This is a genomic window from Burkholderia sp. JP2-270, from assembly GCF_003233675.1.
Classification (GTDB): domain Bacteria; phylum Pseudomonadota; class Gammaproteobacteria; order Burkholderiales; family Burkholderiaceae; genus Burkholderia; species Burkholderia pyrrocinia_C.
This window is the reverse complement of sequence record NZ_CP029824.1, coordinates 2,702,455-2,718,420: the sequence shown is the minus strand read 5'-3', so window position 1 is coordinate 2,718,420 and position 15,966 is coordinate 2,702,455. Positions and strand designations below refer to the sequence as shown.

14 protein-coding genes and 1 pseudogene are annotated in these 15,966 nt (G+C 64.8%); 11 read left to right on the top strand and 4 right to left on the bottom strand.

What is annotated here, in order from left to right:
• Positions 1–5: 5 nt before the first annotated feature.
• Positions 6–332, top strand: coding sequence for a low molecular weight protein tyrosine phosphatase family protein (locus DM992_RS12860; RefSeq protein WP_111017907.1), 327 nt, complete (start codon positions 6–8; stop codon positions 330–332).
• Positions 333–353: 21 nt separating this feature from the next.
• Here the strand turns inward: DM992_RS12860 and DM992_RS12855 are convergent, their stop codons facing one another.
• The gene (locus tag DM992_RS12855) at positions 354–776 is read right to left on the bottom strand and encodes an NUDIX hydrolase (protein ID WP_111017097.1); all 423 of its coding nucleotides are present in this window, start codon (positions 774–776) and stop codon (positions 354–356) included.
• 150 nt (positions 777–926) lie between these two features.
• The gene (locus tag DM992_RS12850; protein ID WP_111017096.1) at positions 927–1,184 is read right to left on the bottom strand and encodes a hypothetical protein; all 258 of its coding nucleotides are present in this window, start codon (positions 1,182–1,184) and stop codon (positions 927–929) included.
• Between the two features lie 334 nt (positions 1,185–1,518).
• Between DM992_RS12850 and DM992_RS12845 the strand changes: the two genes are divergently transcribed.
• The 6 genes from DM992_RS12845 (at position 1,519) to DM992_RS12820 (ending at position 8,635) form a co-directional block, all read left to right on the top strand.
• Entirely contained in the window at positions 1,519–2,559 is a 1,041-nt protein-coding gene (locus DM992_RS12845; RefSeq protein WP_111017095.1) for a hypothetical protein, read from the top strand.
• Between the two features lie 17 nt (positions 2,560–2,576).
• Positions 2,577–3,845: an IS256 family transposase gene (locus DM992_RS12840; protein ID WP_111017906.1), complete on the top strand. Its 1,269-nt coding sequence runs from the start codon at positions 2,577–2,579 to the stop codon at positions 3,843–3,845.
• A 90-nt stretch (positions 3,846–3,935) separates the two neighbouring features.
• On the top strand, positions 3,936–7,568 hold the full coding sequence (locus DM992_RS12835) for an RHS repeat-associated core domain-containing protein (RefSeq protein ID WP_111017094.1): 3,633 nt from the start codon (positions 3,936–3,938) through the stop codon (positions 7,566–7,568).
• The gene (locus DM992_RS12830) at positions 7,565–7,990 is read left to right on the top strand and encodes an SMI1/KNR4 family protein (RefSeq protein ID WP_111017093.1); all 426 of its coding nucleotides are present in this window, start codon (positions 7,565–7,567) and stop codon (positions 7,988–7,990) included. The genes DM992_RS12835 and DM992_RS12830 overlap by 4 nt, the downstream gene beginning before the upstream one ends.
• Positions 7,983–8,381 (top strand): colicin E3/pyocin S6 family cytotoxin, encoded by a 399-nt coding sequence (locus DM992_RS42275; RefSeq protein ID WP_111017092.1) that lies wholly within the window; start codon positions 7,983–7,985, stop codon positions 8,379–8,381. The genes DM992_RS12830 and DM992_RS42275 overlap by 8 nt, the downstream gene beginning before the upstream one ends.
• On the top strand, positions 8,378–8,635 hold the full coding sequence (locus tag DM992_RS12820; protein WP_111017091.1) for a hypothetical protein: 258 nt from the start codon (positions 8,378–8,380) through the stop codon (positions 8,633–8,635). The genes DM992_RS42275 and DM992_RS12820 overlap by 4 nt, the downstream gene beginning before the upstream one ends.
• 172 nt (positions 8,636–8,807) lie before the next feature.
• On the opposite strand, the pseudogene DM992_RS12815 reads toward DM992_RS12820, so the two are convergent.
• Positions 8,808–9,208: pseudogene (locus tag DM992_RS12815) on the bottom strand (transposase); the annotation flags it as partial.
• 238 nt (positions 9,209–9,446) lie between these two features.
• On the opposite strand from DM992_RS12815, the gene DM992_RS12810 reads away from it, so the two are divergent.
• The 4 genes from DM992_RS12810 (at position 9,447) to DM992_RS12795 (ending at position 14,110) form a co-directional block, all read left to right on the top strand.
• On the top strand, positions 9,447–10,610 hold the full coding sequence (locus DM992_RS12810) for a CoA transferase (protein WP_111017090.1): 1,164 nt from the start codon (positions 9,447–9,449) through the stop codon (positions 10,608–10,610).
• Positions 10,611–10,732: 122 nt separating this feature from the next.
• The gene (locus DM992_RS12805; protein ID WP_111017089.1) at positions 10,733–12,034 is read left to right on the top strand and encodes a citrate:proton symporter; all 1,302 of its coding nucleotides are present in this window, start codon (positions 10,733–10,735) and stop codon (positions 12,032–12,034) included.
• Between the two features lie 112 nt (positions 12,035–12,146).
• Positions 12,147–13,313: an acyl-CoA dehydrogenase family protein gene (locus DM992_RS12800; protein ID WP_111017088.1), complete on the top strand. Its 1,167-nt coding sequence runs from the start codon at positions 12,147–12,149 to the stop codon at positions 13,311–13,313.
• Between the two features lie 53 nt (positions 13,314–13,366).
• Complete coding sequence (locus tag DM992_RS12795; protein ID WP_111017087.1) at positions 13,367–14,110, top strand: IclR family transcriptional regulator; 744 nt, start codon at positions 13,367–13,369, stop codon at positions 14,108–14,110.
• A 166-nt stretch (positions 14,111–14,276) separates the two neighbouring features.
• On the opposite strand, the gene DM992_RS12790 is transcribed toward DM992_RS12795, so the two are convergent.
• A complete protein-coding gene (locus DM992_RS12790; RefSeq protein ID WP_162631647.1) occupies positions 14,277–15,632 on the bottom strand; it encodes a chitinase in 1,356 nt (451 codons plus the stop codon).
• Positions 15,633–15,966 lie beyond the last annotated feature (334 nt).

The window sequence follows — 15,966 nt, the reverse complement described above, 5'->3', positions numbered from 1 at the left end:
GCGGCATGACACGGGCACTGTTCATCTGCAGCCGCAACCGGCTGCGCAGCCCGACGGCCGAAGCGGTATTCGCCGCGTGGCCGGGTGTCGAGACCGACTCCGCGGGCCTCGCGCCCGATGCGGATACGCGCCTGTCCGCCGAGCAGCTCGATTGGGCCGACATCGTCTTCGTGATGGAGCGCGCGCACAAGGCGAGGCTGTCGGCGCAATTCGGTGCCCGGCTAAAGCACAAGAAGATCGTCTGCCTCGATATCCCCGACCGTTATGCGTTCATGCAGCCCGAACTCGTCGCGCTGCTCGAACGCAAGGCCGGCCCGTTCCTGCGCGCGTGACCGGCGCAGTCGACACCGACGTCAGCGCAGCGGGCCGTTCGCGATCGCCGAGAAGCAGTCGAGGCGCAGCAGCTCGATGATCTTGCGCGTCGGCACGCTTGCATGGAGCGTTTCGAGCCGGTCGACGGTGAACCACTTGCAGCGGGCGATCTCGTTGCTCGCGCGCGGCGTCAGGTGCGCCGGCACGTCGGCCACGAACACGTGATGCAGCTTCGTCAGCCCGCCGAATTGCACCGCGTAGTCGAGCGCAAGCCCCTCCAGCCGCGTTTCCTCGGCGAGTTCCCGCTGCGCGGCCTCGAGCGGCGTCTCGCCGCGCCGGATCGTGCCGCCCGGCAGCGACCAGCGCGACGCGGTGCGGGCGACCAGCAGCACGCTGCTGCGCTGGCAGCACACGATCGTGGCTCTTTCCTTGATGACGGCGAGGGTGTCCGGCCCGGTACTCATGTTCGGCAAAACAGGTGCTGAATCGTGGAGAAAATGCGCGTCGGCGGCTCGTTGTCCGGCCGCGGGCCGCGACGGCATGCAGGCGGCCGCAGCGATCTTACCGGCCGTTCGTGACAGTTCCGTGCACGGCGTCGCGCCGCGTGGGCCGTGTCATGCGTGCGTGTAGATCCCGCTGCGCGTCGGCTTCGCGTGGCGCGAATGGCGGCGCTGGTGAACGGCGCGCCGGTGATGGGGCGGCGCCGTCACGTGCCGGCGTGCGGGCGCGGGCCGTGCGGTCGGCGCGGCGGCCTGCGGTGCCGCGGCCGGCATCTGCGTCTGTCCTTCGCCGAAATTGAATGTCCGGGTTTGCGCGTGTCCGACGCCCAGCGTCGACGCCAGCATGAAGGCCGCCAGCAGGATCCGTTTCATGAATATTTCGCCTTGCGTTTTTGAGATGAACGATTTTCGTCAGCTTAACGAACGGTGGGGCAACGGCGCAACCGGCCCGAGTTCTGGTGTCGTCCCCACTTGTTCCCGGCGGCGTTATCCGCGCGGCAACCGGGTGCATTCGGGCTTAAATATCAAACAATTAACAAATTCAGATTCGACCGATGGACGATGTCGTACTTTCTGCGCTACCAATACTGGGCTTCACATTTCAGCTTGCCCGTGCGACGTTTGACCGACACAGCAAGTATCACCAAAGACCAGATAGCTCGGCATTCAGACCACCCTGATGCCGACTGAGAGCACCGGGGAATGCATGACGGGTAATGCGCAATCGCTGCAATCGTTCATCGACACGGCCATCGTGCCAATCGATCAGATCGGTGTCGCTGATCTTCACGCCGGGGCTGCCCGGTTCGACGGGTGGCTGCAAGAGATCTCGGGCGGCTGGGTCACGCTCCAGCGACTTGAGCAGGTGGCGGGTTCGCTGCCCGTACTCGGCAACATCATGGCGGCCGTTGATTTGTGCGGCGACGTCGTCACGATGTATCAGCAGCGAAACGCCCGGCGATCCCAGCTCGAATCCACACTCGCCTGGGCCGAACTCGGCATCGACCTGATCGGCTCGCTGCCGGCGCCCGGAACCGGACCGGCGCGCATGACGCTGCGCCCGACGCTCGCGGTGATCCGGCAGGCGGTCAAGCATGAAGTCAAAGAGATACCGGCTGCTGTCTCGGCCGTGCTGGCGAACCACTTCAGTTCCACGCTGATGGGCGAATTCAGCGCGTTCGCCGATGGCGCGATCAAGCGACTGGAAGAATTTCTCAAAGAGAGCGCCGCCAAGATCGCGTCGATCCTCGCCGAACTCGCCAAGGTATTGCGCGCGCTGGCGGCAGGCCATCTGTTGCGGCCCGACGAGAACCTGAAACGTGCCGAGGCCGACCTTGCCGAGCTCAGGCGCGATCCGCTGCACCAGTACGACAAACTGTTCTCCGCCGTTTGGGAAGCCTACAAGGCGGGCGTCAAGAGCGAGGCCAATGCCGTGGCCGAGTTGACGACGGGTGCGATTGGCAAGGAGCGGATGACGCGGGCTGCCGTCTGGCTTGAAAGCATGGTTCCCGTTGCCAAGCGCGAGATTCTGGCGCTGGTCGACCCGAATAACACCGCGTCGATCCTGTCGATGCTGCGCATTCTGCAACGAGCGGTCGCCCTTTACGAGAAGCACAAGCATCCGGTTGCCGCCACGGTCACCGAGCACAAACCGAATCAAGCCAAGCTCAAAAATCCGGGCAATGCAGTCGAGCCCGCGAAGGGACCTATCCGTCATTTCGTGGGCGGGGCATATCATGAGGTATAAAAGTCATGGATATGCCGATGAAGAAGAAGAGGCAAACCGTAGCGCGTCAGGCAGCGGCCCGCGGGCCGCTGCCTGAGTTGCCCAAGGAACTGCTGGACCAGTTGGTCAAGGGGCCGATGACGCCGACCGAGGTTCAGGATCTGATGCTGGCGTTCAACAAGGCGATCATCGAACGGGCGATGGGCGCCGAGATGAATCTGCATCTGGGCTACCCGTCGGGCCAGTCCAAGCCGGCCGGACAAGCCAACGAGCGCAACGGCGCCAGCGGCAAGACGGTCATCACGAATCGCGGCCCGGTTCGTGTCGAAGTCCCTCGTGACCGTGACGGCAGCTTCGAGCCGATCCTGATTCCCAAGCACGAGCGCCGCTTCACCGGCTTCGACGAACGCATCATTGCGATGTACGCGCGTGGCATGAGCGTGCGCGAGATTCAAGGGTTTCTGGCCGAGCAATACGGCACCGAAGTGTCGCCCGACTTCATCAGCTCGGTCACCGACGAGGTGATGGCCGAAGCGCTGAGCTGGCAGAGCCGCCCACTCGAGGCGATGTATCCGGTCGTGTTCTTCGATGCGCTGCGGGTCAAGATCCGCGACGACGGGGTGGTCAGCAACAAGGCCGTCTATCTGGCCTTGGGCATCCAAGCCGATGGCCAGCGCGATGTGCTGGGCCTCTGGATCGAGCAGACCGAGGGCGCCAAGTTCTGGCTCAAGGTGTTCAATGAACTCAAGACGCGCGGCTGCCAGGACATCCTGATCGCCGTGGTCGATGGCCTGAAGGGGCTAACCGAAGCCATCAGCGCGGCCTATCCGCGGACCACCGTTCAGACCTGCATCGTGCATCTGATCCGCAACAGCCTCGAATACGCCAGCTACAAGGACCGCAAGGTACTCGCCACGGCGCTGCGCCCGATCTACGCGGCTGCCAGCGAAGAGGCAGCAAGGCAAGCGCTGCAAGACTTCGCCGACGGACCTTGGGGCGCGAAGTACCCGACGATCGTGCAGTCGTGGCAACGCGCGTGGGAGCACGTCGTGCCGTTCTACGTGTTCCCGCCGGAAATTCGGCGAGTCGTTTATACGACAAACGCCATCGAGAGCTTGAACATGCAATTGCGCAAGATCATCAAGACGCGCGGTCACTTCCCGAACGACGAGGCGGCCATCAAGCTGCTCTGGCTGGCGCTGCGCAACGTACTGGCCAAGACCGTGAGGGCCGCCTTCGACTGGAAATCAGCGATGAACCAGTTTGCTATTCTGTTCGGCGAACGGTTTACGCAGGCGCGTGGATAACCTGTTGTTCAACCGCCTCGCCCACAAAAATGCGGACAGGTTCCCGCGAAGGATCAGGCCAAGGCCAGGAAACCGGGTGCGTCGGACTGCGTGGCCTGTCAAGTCGGCCAGCCGCCCAAAGGCGGCAAAAACTCGATCAGCTACGCGCTGGGTGACGAGTCGTTCACGCATACCGACTTCGTGCTGCCGGGCATCGTGCCGATCGAATGGGCGCGCACCTATCGTTCGAACTTTGGCGCGCACGACGTAGGCGGCCCGCTCGGCCCGCGCTGGACGACGCCCTATCACGTCAGCTTCGAGCCACGCGGCGACGGATGGACGTATCACGACGCGACAGGCCGCAGCGTCGCGTATCCGTCGTTTGACGTGTTCCAGCCCCATCACGACCGGATCGAATCTTGCGTCGTGTCACGGATGGCCGACGGTGGAATCCAGGTGGTGCGTGCCGAGACGATCACTGAAACCTACGTGCAGCACGGAAAGCACTTCCGGCTGACGCGGATCGAGGACCGTTCGGGCAACGCCGCCAGCCTGACATGGGATAACGACCGGCTGGTTCGCTTGGTCAGCAGCACGGGTGATGTCGCCCGACTGACGCACGACGCAGCGGGACGTGTGACGCGGATCGAACTGGTGGCTGACGAGAGGCCCGCGCGCATGCTTGCGCACTACCGCTATGACGAGGCGAGCGATCTGGTCGAGGCGACCGACGAGGACGGCGCTTCGTGGAGCTACGCCTATGCACACCACCTCGTTACACGCTACGCCGACCGGACCGGGCGCGGTATGAATCTCGAATGGGACGGCACGCACCTGGACGCGAAGGCCGTTCACGAATGGGCCGACGACGGCACGTTCGATATGCGCCTGACCTGGCACGACCGGCTGCGCCTGACCTTTGTTACGGATGTGCTGGGCAATACGACGCAGCAGTACTACGACATCGACGGCTACGTGTACCGGATCGTGTATCCGGACAACACGGAAGAATGGTTTTATCGCGACACAGCGAAACACGTCACGCAGCATATATTCCCCGACGGAACGCAGGAATCCTTTACGCGGGACGACGCCGGGCATTTGACCTCGCATACGCAGCAGGACGGCCGAACTGCGTATTACGTCTACGATAGACGCGGCGACATGACCGGTCTGCAGGACCCGGAAGGTCATCGCTGGCAACGCTACTACGACAGCAAGGGCCGCATGACCGAGGCGACCGACCCGCTCGGGCGCGTTACCCAATACGAATACAACCGGGCTGGATTGCCGGTCGCGATTACTGACCCGAAGGGTGGAACTAAGCGGATCGCGTGGCGCGACGACGGCCAGATCGAAAGCTACACCGATTGTTCGGGCAAGACCGCGACGTGGAAGTACGACGCGCGCAGGCGGCTCGTCCAGCAGCAGAACTCGGCCGGTGAGACGACCCGTTACGGTTATGAAGCGGGTCAACTGGCGTGGATTGTCGGCTCGGACGGTAGCCGCGAGACGTTTGAGCGCGATGCCGAGGGGCGGTTGCTGACGCATACGGACGCGCTGAATCGACAGACGCGTTACAGCTACACGCGGGCGGGGTTGCTGGCGAAGCGAACCAACGCCAACGGCGATGCGCTGGAGTACGGCTGGGATCGGCAGGGCCGGATCACGCTGCTGCGCAACGAGAACGGCCGGGAATACACGTTCGGCTACGACGCCTTCGGCCGATTGAGCGCCGAACGCGATTTCGACGGCAAGTCAACGCGCTACTACCGCGATACTCGCACGGGCCGGATCGGCAACCGCCTGGCAGGCGGTGTCATGCAGCAGTTCGGTTACGACGCGATGGGCCGGATCACCCATCGATCGGGCTGGGCGGCTCGCTACGCCGAGGGCAATGCCGTCTACCTGACGCCTCCCATGGACGGGAAGGTCGAGCGCGAGTCGTTCGAATACGATGGCTTCGGACGGTTGGTGACGGCGCTGAACGACGATGCGCTGGTGCGGCGTTTCCACGATCCGGTTGGCTATCTGGTGCGCGAGCATCTGAACACGTCATTCGACGAGAACGGTGCGCGCGATCCCGGCGGCGATTACGGTTTCGAACAGGTCTGGCGGCACGAGTACGATGAAATCGGGACGCGCATCGCCACGATCCGGCCCGATGGGCGGCGTCTGGACTGGCTGACCTACGGTTCCGGGCACGTGCACGGATTGCTGCTGGACGGAAAAACAGTCGCGAACTTCGAGCGCGACGACGCGCATCGAGAGACGCTGCGCGATCTGGGCAACGGCCTGAAGCAGGCGACGCAATACGACCAGGCGGGACGCCTGGCGCGCCAGACGTTGCAAGGCACGAGCGGCAAGGTCATGGAGCGCCGCTATCAGTACGACAAGGCGGGGCAATTGACGCAGATCGCCGACATGCGGCGCGGCGAGATTCAGTACGCTTACGATCCGATCGCCCGGCTGACGCGTGCGCAGTCGTCGCTGGGCGTGGAGACGTTTGCATTCGACCCGGCGAGCAACCTCGTGGAGGCAACCGAGCGCGATCAGCATGGCATCGGTGCAGAAGGCGGCAAACGGTCGGCGCCGCTGCTGGACAACCTGCTGAGGGAGTACACCGGCACGCACTTCGAATACGACGATCGAGGCAATCTGACGCGCCGCACGCGTAACGGCGAGCCGACCGTATTCGAATGGAGTGCGCTGGGACGGATGTCCGGTGCAGTCGACCGAAGGATGCGGGCCAAGTACGTCTATGACGCGCTCGGCCGGCGGATCGCGAAGCACACCGAGGCGCAGGTGCCGCACCGGTCGAGCGCGGGTAGCGGCTGGCGTGACGCGGAGCGGGCCAGACTGGCGCGGGAGCATGGCTACGGATTGACGCTGTACGGGTGGGACGGCGACCTGCTGGCCTATGAGACGGTGGGCGCGCGCCAGGAGATCGTGCACTACGTGTACGAGCCGGACAGTTTCACGCCGCTGGCGCGTGCGAGTGTGCCGATGGCGCGGAGCGAAAGCGGCCCGCCGAGTGCGCCGCTGGCGTACTACCATTGTGATCAGATCGGCACGCCGCAGGAGGTGACTGACGAGGCGGGTGAAATCGCATGGTCAGCGCGGTATAAGGCATGGGGTGAAGCGCAGGAAGCGATCACCGAAGCAGCACGGAAGGAGGGGATTACCAATCCGCTGCGCTTCGCGGGGCAGTACTTCGATGCTGAGACGGGGCTGCACTATAACCGGTATCGGTACTATGATCCGGGCAGTGGTAGGTTCATCAGTAAAGATCCGATTGAATTGACAGGCGGCTTGAACGCGTATCAATACGCTGATAATCCAACGGGCTGGATTGATCCGCTTGGTCTCGCGAAGCGATGCGGGTGCCCATGCGGCGTTGAGCCACACGGTAATCAACCGAGCCCCCGACCGTCTGGTTATCAGAGCCACCACATCATTCAGGATCGTTGGGCTAAGGCGAACGAAATTGAGGGGTACAACTATCGTGAAGCTCCTGCAATTCTCATCCCACAAAACCCGATCCATAAAGCGATCAGCGATAGCCAGAACGCGCGTCGCGACGCAATGACGGCTGCAGGCCAGGACCCGTGGGCTACCAGCATCCAGGATCAATTCAACTATTCGTCGCAAGACATGCGGGCTGCTGGGATCTCGGACGACTGCCGGAAGAGTGCCTTGAAGAAGGCGTACAAATACTTGGACAAACTCGGAGCCATCAAATGACGGATTTCACCGCGTTGCTGGGCGCGGGCTTTCGCAGAAACGCCCCATCCACCTTGGCGGCAGTCGCGAACCTGGAAACCACCCTGGGCCTCTCGCTTCCATTGGACTATAAGGACTTCCTTGTTTGGGCGGATGGGGGCGAAGGCGATGTTGGTGACCTCTACCTGTCCATGTGGACCGTCGAGCAAGTCGTCGAACTCAACACGCTGTACTCGATCACGACGCGTATGGGCCAAGGCTTCGTGGGCATCGGTACGGACGGTGGGGACTACTGCTTTGCTTTGGATCTCCGGAGCGGCGAACGTTTCGTTGTTGTGCCGCTCGGTGCGCTCGCTGAGGATGAAGTCAAAGCGCTGGCTAGCGACCTCGTGGACGGACTGACCCGCATCCGCGACGGCCACATAACGGGCAACGATCTATAACCGGTACCGGTACTATGATCCGGGCAACGGCCGCTTCATCTCGAAGGATCCGATCGGACTGGCAGGTGGACTGAACGGGTATCAATACGCGCCCAATCCGATCGAGTGGATTGATCCGCTTGGTCTGAGCAAGTACATCCCGGCACCGAAGAATTTGCCGGGGTTCCCTGAGGCTGTACGGGTTCCGCCGAAAACACCAATTCCGGGAATTCCGGAGAAGAAGCGCGCTCGCTGGAAAGAGTCCAAGGGGTGCATTTGTGAATGGGACTATCAACATGGGGAAGTAGAGCGCTACGATAAGCGAGGCAATCACATGGGAGCATTCGATCCAAATTCGGGCGAACCAATTCCAGGCAAAGGGCCGGTGCGAACCCGGAGGGTTGAGCCATGAGTCTGCATCCCGTTCAGCGTTTCATCTCTCGATTTGAGAAGGGCAACGAGTTCTCGCTCTTTGAGATTCCATTCGTAATCAATCCATCTTTAGATGAACTGCAAGATATCTGTGGATTTGAAAGGGATGATCTGATGTACGAAGAGGTCGAGCTAGATGACGAGAAGCTGAAGAAGTTGCGCAAGTTCGTTGCGTCTGATTTTGATGCGGACGGCTACGTCTACTACTTGTCTTGCGTAGATGCGACTGACTAAATCAGCCAAGGGCCGCGTGAGCGGCCCTTGTCGTCGGTGCGTCTGTGTGATTAGTTGAAGCTCGACGTCCAGGTAGCGGAGACGAGTAAGCATCCGGTAAAGGCACCGATGCTCGTGGGGTGGGCCGGCCCGTGGGGTGTCGCTGATCACAAGCCGCGGCGAGCGTCCTGTGATGTGGAAGCAGCAAAGCGATGTCGTCGGCACGATGCGGGGGCAGTCGGGTGAGCACGTCTTTCAGGTAGACGTACGGGTCGTGGCCGTTAAGCTGAGCCGACCGGATCAGGCTCATGATCGCGGCTGCGCGTTGCCACGCACGCAGTGAGCCGGCGAACAGCTAGTTCGAACGGCTGGTTGCCCATAGACGAATCTGGTTATCCAGCCAGTTGTTGTCGATGGGCACGTGCCCGTCATCGAGATAGCACTTGAGCGCTTCCCAGCGCTTCAGACTGTAGTCGAGCACCTTCGCGATCGCCGATCCTTCGACGACGAGCTCGCGCCGGGTCTCTCCATCCAGGCGTGCGACGCATCGGCAACGGGTCTGGACTTCTGCTGGCGGACGGCCTGTCTTTGATCGGTCTTTAGTTCGGTGACGTCACGCTCACCCAAAAACCGGACAAACTACGTGCTACAGATGGGGTGTGGCGGAATTCATTTGCTCGCGACACCGGGTGCATCCGGGCTTGACAACATAATTCCCGGGTGTGAATATAAATTCACACACAAGAATTATTCGCCGAATCCCGAAAGTCGCGCCGCAGGCGCCGGCCGCCGGAACCGGCAGTCCGATCAACCGGAACCAGGAGCGGGACACATGGCGGAACGGGAGCAGCAGGGCGCGCTGGCGGGATTGCGCATCGTCGATCTGTCGCGGGTGCTGGGCGGCCCGTACGCGACGCAGATCCTCGCCGACCACGGTGCGGACGTAATCAAGGTCGAACCGCCGTCCGGCGACGAGACGCGCACGTGGGGCCCGCCGTTCGACGGCGACACCGCGTCGTATTTCCTCGGCGTGAACCGCAACAAGCTCGGCGTCTCGCTCGACCTGACGCAGCCGTACGACCGCGAGCGGCTGCTCGGCCTGCTCGAACATGCGGACGCTGTCGTCGAGAACTTCAAGATCGGCACGATGGAGCGCTGGGGGCTCGGTTTCGACGCGCTGCATGCGCGGTTTCCGCGCCTCGTTTATTGCCGTGTGTCGGGCTTCGGCGCGGACGGCCCGCTCGGCGGGCTGCCCGGCTACGATGCGGCCGTGCAGGCGCTCGCGGGGCTGATGAGCGTCAATGGCGAAGCAGGCGGCGCGCCGCTGCGCGTCGGCGTGCCGATCGTCGATCTCGTCACCGGGCTGAACGCGGCGCTCGGCGTGCTGATGGCGCTGCGCGAGCGCGACGCGAGCGGCCGCGGCCAGTTCGTCGAAGCGACGCTGTTCGACTGTGCGCTGTCGATCCTGCATCCGCATACGCCGAACTTCTTCCATTCGGGTAACGCGCCCGTACGCACCGGCAACGCGCACCCGAACATCACGCCGTACGACAGCTTTCCGACGGCCACCGTCGACATCTTTCTCGCGGTCGGCAACAACGGGCAGTTCGCGGCGCTGTGCGACGTGCTCGGCACGCGCGACTGGCCAGACGATCCGCGTTTCGCGGACAACCGCGCGCGCAGTGCGAACCGCGCCGCGCTGCGCGCGCTCGTCGAAACGGCGCTGGCCGGACACGACGGCGCAGCGCTCGCCGAGCAACTGATGCGTCGCGGCGTGCCGTGCGCGCCCGTGCTCGGGCTCGACGCGGCGCTCGACCATCCGCATGTCGCGCATCGGCAGATGAAGGTCGAGCTGGGCCGGCATCGCGGCATCGCGTCGCCGATCAAGCTCGGCCGCACGCCGGCCACGTACCGCCGGCCGCCGCCAGCGTTGAACGAACATGCGGCGCAGGTTTTCGCCGACGCCGATAACGATCACGCCAACCGCCGGGGCTGACCGGCAGCGCGGCTGCCGGCCGTGCCGCGCGCCCGACAGCGGCGCACGGCAGCGCGGGCCATACGCCATTCGGACAGCACGCCGCCCCGCGCACGGAGCACCGGCTGAAGAGGAGACGCATCATGCTCGCATGGATCGGCGCGATCGCCATCGTCGCGCTGTTCGGCCTGATCATCACGAAGCGGCTGTCGCCGCTCGTGGCGCTGATCGTCGTGCCGGTGGCCGCGTCGCTCGCGGCCGGTTTCGGGCTGACGACCGGCAAGTTCATCGTGCACGGCGTACAGAACATCGGCCCGATCGCCGGGATGTTCGTTTTTGCGATTCTATTTTTTGGAATCCTAACCGATGCGGGGATGCTCGACCCGATCATCGCGGGCGTACTGCGCGTGATCGGCTGCCATCCGCCGCGCATCGTGATGGGCTCGGCGCTGCTTGCGCTGCTGATCCATCTCGACGGCTCGGGCGCCGTCACGTTTCTCGTCACGCTGCCCGCGATGATGCCGCTCTATACGCGGCTCGGGATGGATCGCCGCATCCTCGCGTGCGTGGCGTCGATGGCGGCCGGTGTCAACTTCCTGCCGTGGGTCGGGCCGATGCTGCGCGCGTCGGCCGCGCTGCACATTCCCGGCTCGGCGATCTTCATGCCGATGATTCCGGTGCAGATCGTCGGGCTCGTGTTCGTGTTCGGCACCGCGTACGGGCTCGGCGCGCGCGAGGCGAAACGGCTCGGGCTCGATCGCGCCGGCGCGGCGTCGCTCGCGGTCGCACCGCGCGAGCTGACCGACGCCGAACGCGCGCTGCGCAGGCCAGGCCGCTTCCGCATCAATCTCGCGCTGACGCTCGTCGTGCTCGCCACGCTGGTGTCGGGCATCGTCGACCCGATGGTGATGTTCATGCTCGGCACGGTTGCCGCGCTCGTGATCAACTACCCGGACGTGCAGGCCCAGCGCGAGCGGATCGACGCGCATGCGAAGGCCGCGCTGATGATGGCGAGCGTGCTGCTCGCGGCCGGCGCGTTCACCGGCATCATGTCCGGCACCGGGATGCTGAAGGCGATGGCGGAAGTCGTCGTCGCGCACGTGCCGGTCGAGCATGCGCGCCACATGCCGTTCGTGCTCGGGCTGCTGTCGATGCCGCTCAGCCTGCTGTTCGACCCCGATTCGTTTTATTTCGGCGTGCTGCCGGTGCTCGCGGAAAGCGGCAAGCTGCTCGGCGTGCCGCCGATCCAGATGGCGCAGGCCGCGCTGCTGGGCCAGATGACGACGGGCTTTCCGGTGAGCCCGCTCACGCCCGCGACGTTCCTGATCGTCGGGCTGACCGGCGTCGAGCTCGCCGAGCACCAGAAATTCACGATTCCGTTCCTGTTCGCCGCCACCGTGCTGATGGTCTTCGCCGCGGTCGCGACGGGCGTGTTTCCGTTATGAGCGCGCCCGGACCTGTCGCTTCGCGCCAGGCCCCCCGAGGGAGCTTCCTTCGGGCTGCCCGGCGTTTTCTTGAGAACGGCGCGGCCGTTCACGTTTTCCGGGAGAGCAGTCCATGCAGTTCGACCTGACCGACGACCAGCGCGCGATCGAAAGCGCGATCGAAAAAATCTGCGCGCGCTTCGGCGACGACTACTGGCTCGAACGCGATCGCGAGGGCGGGTTTCCGGCCGCTTTCCACGCGGCGCTCGCCGAGGCCGGCTGGCTCGGCATTGCGATGGACCCGGCTTACGGCGGCGCCGGGCTCGGGATGACCGAGGCCGCGCTGATGATGCGCACGATCAGTGCGTCGGGCGCCGGCCTGTCCGGTGCGTCGGCCGTCCACATGAACATCTTCGGGCTGAACCCGGTGCAGGTGTTCGGCAACGACGCGCAGAAGGCGCGCTTCCTGCCGCCGCTGATCGCCGGGCGCGACAAGGCGTGCTTCGCGGTGACCGAGCCCGACGCGGGCCTCGACACCACGCACCTGACCACGCAGGCGCGCCGCGACGGCGATCACTACGTGCTGAGCGGGCGCAAGATCTGGATCTCGACTGCGCAGGTCGCGAACAAGATGCTGATCATCGCGCGCACGACGCCGCTCGACCAGGTCGCGAAGCCGACCGACGGGTTGAGCCTGTTCTATACCGATCTCGACCGTTCGCGCGTCGAGGTGCGCGAGATCGAGAAGATGGGCCGCAAGGCCGTCGATTCGAACATGCTGTTCATCGACAACCTGCGCGTGTCGCGCGACGACCTGATCGGCAACGAAGGCGACGGCTTCCGGTATCTGCTGCACGGGCTGAATCCCGAGCGGATCCTGATCGCCGCGGAGGCGATCGGGCTCGGGCAGGCCGCGCTGCGCCGCGCGACGCAATATGCATGCGAGCGCGTCGTGTTCGGCCGGCCGATCGGGCAGAACCAGTCGATCCAGCATCCGCTCGCGCTGGCGTGGATGCAGCTCGAGGCCGCGTGGCTGATGGTGATGAAGGCCGCGACGCGCTACGATGCGGGGCAGTCGTGCGGCGCGGAGGCGAACGCGGCGAAATACCTCGGCGCGGAAGCTGCGTTCCACGCATGCCAGACGGCGATCGCGACGCACGGCGGGATGGGGTACGCGAAGGAATACCATGTCGAGCGCTACCTGCGCGAGTGTATGATTCCGAGGCTCGCGCCCGTGAGCCCGCAACTGATCCTGTGCTACATCGCGGAGAAGGTGCTCGGGCTGCCGAAGTCTTACTGACGCGCGGCGGCCCGCCCGGCGCGCGGTTTCCCGTTCCGAATCAAGCGCTCGTCATGGACGTCAAACTCGTTGCCCGCACGCTCGACCTGTTCGAGCTGTTCGCCGCCGAACGGCGGCCGCTGCCGCTGACCGAACTCGCGCGCCTGCTCAATGTGCCGGCGTCGAGCTGCCTCGCGATGGCGCGCACGCTCGTGAGCCGCGGCTACCTGTACGAAGTGCGCAAGCGCGGCGGCTACTACCCGACGCGCCGCCTGCAGACGATCGCCGCCGCGATCGACGCGACCGATCCCGTCGTCGACATCGTGCATCCGCATCTCGTCGCGCTGCGCGACGCGAGCCGCGAGACGGCCGTGCTCGGCAAGATCCAGGGCCTGTCGGTCACGTACCTCGACGTCGTCGAATCGGAGCAGGCGATCCGCTATACGCGCCAGCCGGGCGAACTGCGTCCGCTGCACGCGAATTCGATCGGCAAGGCGATCTTCGCGGAACTCGCCGGCGACGCGCAGCAGGCGCTCGGCGTGCAGTTGCCGTTCGAGCGCTTCACCGACGCGACGGTCGCGGACCTGCCGGCGCTCGTCGCGCAAACCGCGCGGTTTCGCGAACTCGGCTGGGCCGAGAACTTCGGCGAAAGCGCGCCCGAGCTGTCGGCGATCGCGGTCGCGCTGACGCTCGACGGCGACTGGTACGGGCTGTCGGTCGTCGGGCCGACCGAGCGGATTCGCCAGCATCGCGACACCCATGCGGCGCTGCTGGTCGACGCGAAGGCGCGGCTGCTGGCCGAGCACGCGCGCGGGTAGGGCGGCGGCACGCGAGGGCCGGTAGCGGGCCAGCGCCTGAACTGCACCGCAAAAGTCGGGCACCGAGCCAAGCTTTGGGATGTTTTTCATGACGAGCCGTTCCGGCATTCGATCCTGCCGCGCCGGAAACGGCCCGCCGCGCATCACGCGCCGGTGCGTTGCGCCATCACGACTTCACCCATACGCCGCCTGCACTCGGGTTGTCGCCCTGGGTCCACCATTTCGCGCAGTACTTCGCGCCCTGGTACATCACGCACGTGCCGCCCTGGTAGGCGGTCGTGGCCGACCACACGGGCGAGCCGCCGCCGACCGGCTTCCACACGGCCGCCTGGCCGGGCACGTCGCCCTGCGTCCACCATTGCGCCTGATAGGTCGTGCCCTGGTAGGTGACCGTCGCGCCGGCCGTATAGACCTGGCCGGCCGCCCAGGGCGCGCCCGGCTGCGGCGTGCCGCCGTCCGAGCCGCCGCCGTAGTTCGGGTCCTGCGTGACGCCCGCGCCCCACTTGCCGTCGAGCTTGCGGAAGATCGCCGCGAACGCGTACGGCTGCTGCGCGACGCCCGAGCAGGTCGGCGACGCATACGCGCCGTTGTTCGGGCACGGCTGGTCGCGGCCGACCGACCAGTTGCCGAAGAACCCGTAGCCGTTGTTGACCGCCGCGTTCAGCACGCTTTGCGCATTCGCGAGCGTGAAGATCTCGCCCTGCACGTCGTTCACGCCGATCATCGGCGTCACCCCCACCATCTGCCACAGTTGCGCGCCGGTCTTCGGCTGGCCGGCCGACTTGAACGCGGTGTCGAGCTGCGAATACAGCGCCTGCGCGGCGCTGATCGCGGCCGCGCCCATGTCGATGTTCGCGGGACCGTAGTCCATCGTCATCAGGTTCACCGCGTCGAACGTCGTCTTGTTCGCGATCGCCGCGTTGACGACGTTTAAGCCGTCCTGCGTGAGCCCGGTCGGCATCGTCGGCAGCGTCAGCGTGACGTGCAGCGGCTTGCCCTTCGCCGCGTAGTCGGACTGCAGTTGCGCGACGGCCTGGAAGTTGCGGGCGACCGCGGCGGTGTCCTGCTGCGACGCGCCTTCGATGTCGAAGTCGATATGCGTGAGGCCATATGTGTCGATCACCGTCTGGTAGGCGGTCTTCAGCGCGGGAACCGTCGAGCAGGCCTGCATCAGCGGCGTGCCGTTCGCACCGCCGAACGACACGGCGACTTCGCCGCCTTTCGCGCGATAGCTCGCGATCGACGTCGACAGCGCGGTGAGCAGGCCGCCGCTCGCGCCGTTGCCGATCGGCTGCACGCCGCCCCACGACGGCGCGCAGCCGCTGCCCGCGACCACGAACGCGAGCGTGAACTGCTGGATGCCTTGCCGGACGCCGATCTGGTCGACCAGCGGCGTCGGATAGAGCGTCACGTCGACAAACGGCGCATAGACGCCGGCGCCCTGGGACACGCTCGCGGCGGCGAGCAGACAGCCCGCGGCAAGCGCACGCGGGATGAAACGCTGCAACACGTTGTTGTTCATTGTGTTCTCCAAGTGGAAGAGGGATACGCTGGCCCGCGTATCGCCGCCGGGCGGACGATCGGATATGCCGCGGCCGGCGGCGTGCCCATCTTGGATGATTCGCGCCGAATAGTGAATCGTCAGGAGTTCTTTTTGTTATTTGATTCCCGATACGTAACGATCTTGCCGATTCGATACCGTTCCGTCATGCGCCGGGCGTAGACCAAGAAAAACTTGCCACAGCTTTCGAAATAAAAATGTCACGTTCGACGAGCCGTGACAGCCGCTTCAATCGTGTAATCCCGTGTAATCGCTTTCGCCTTACGCGCGGCATAACTTTGTCTTCGAGCGGAGT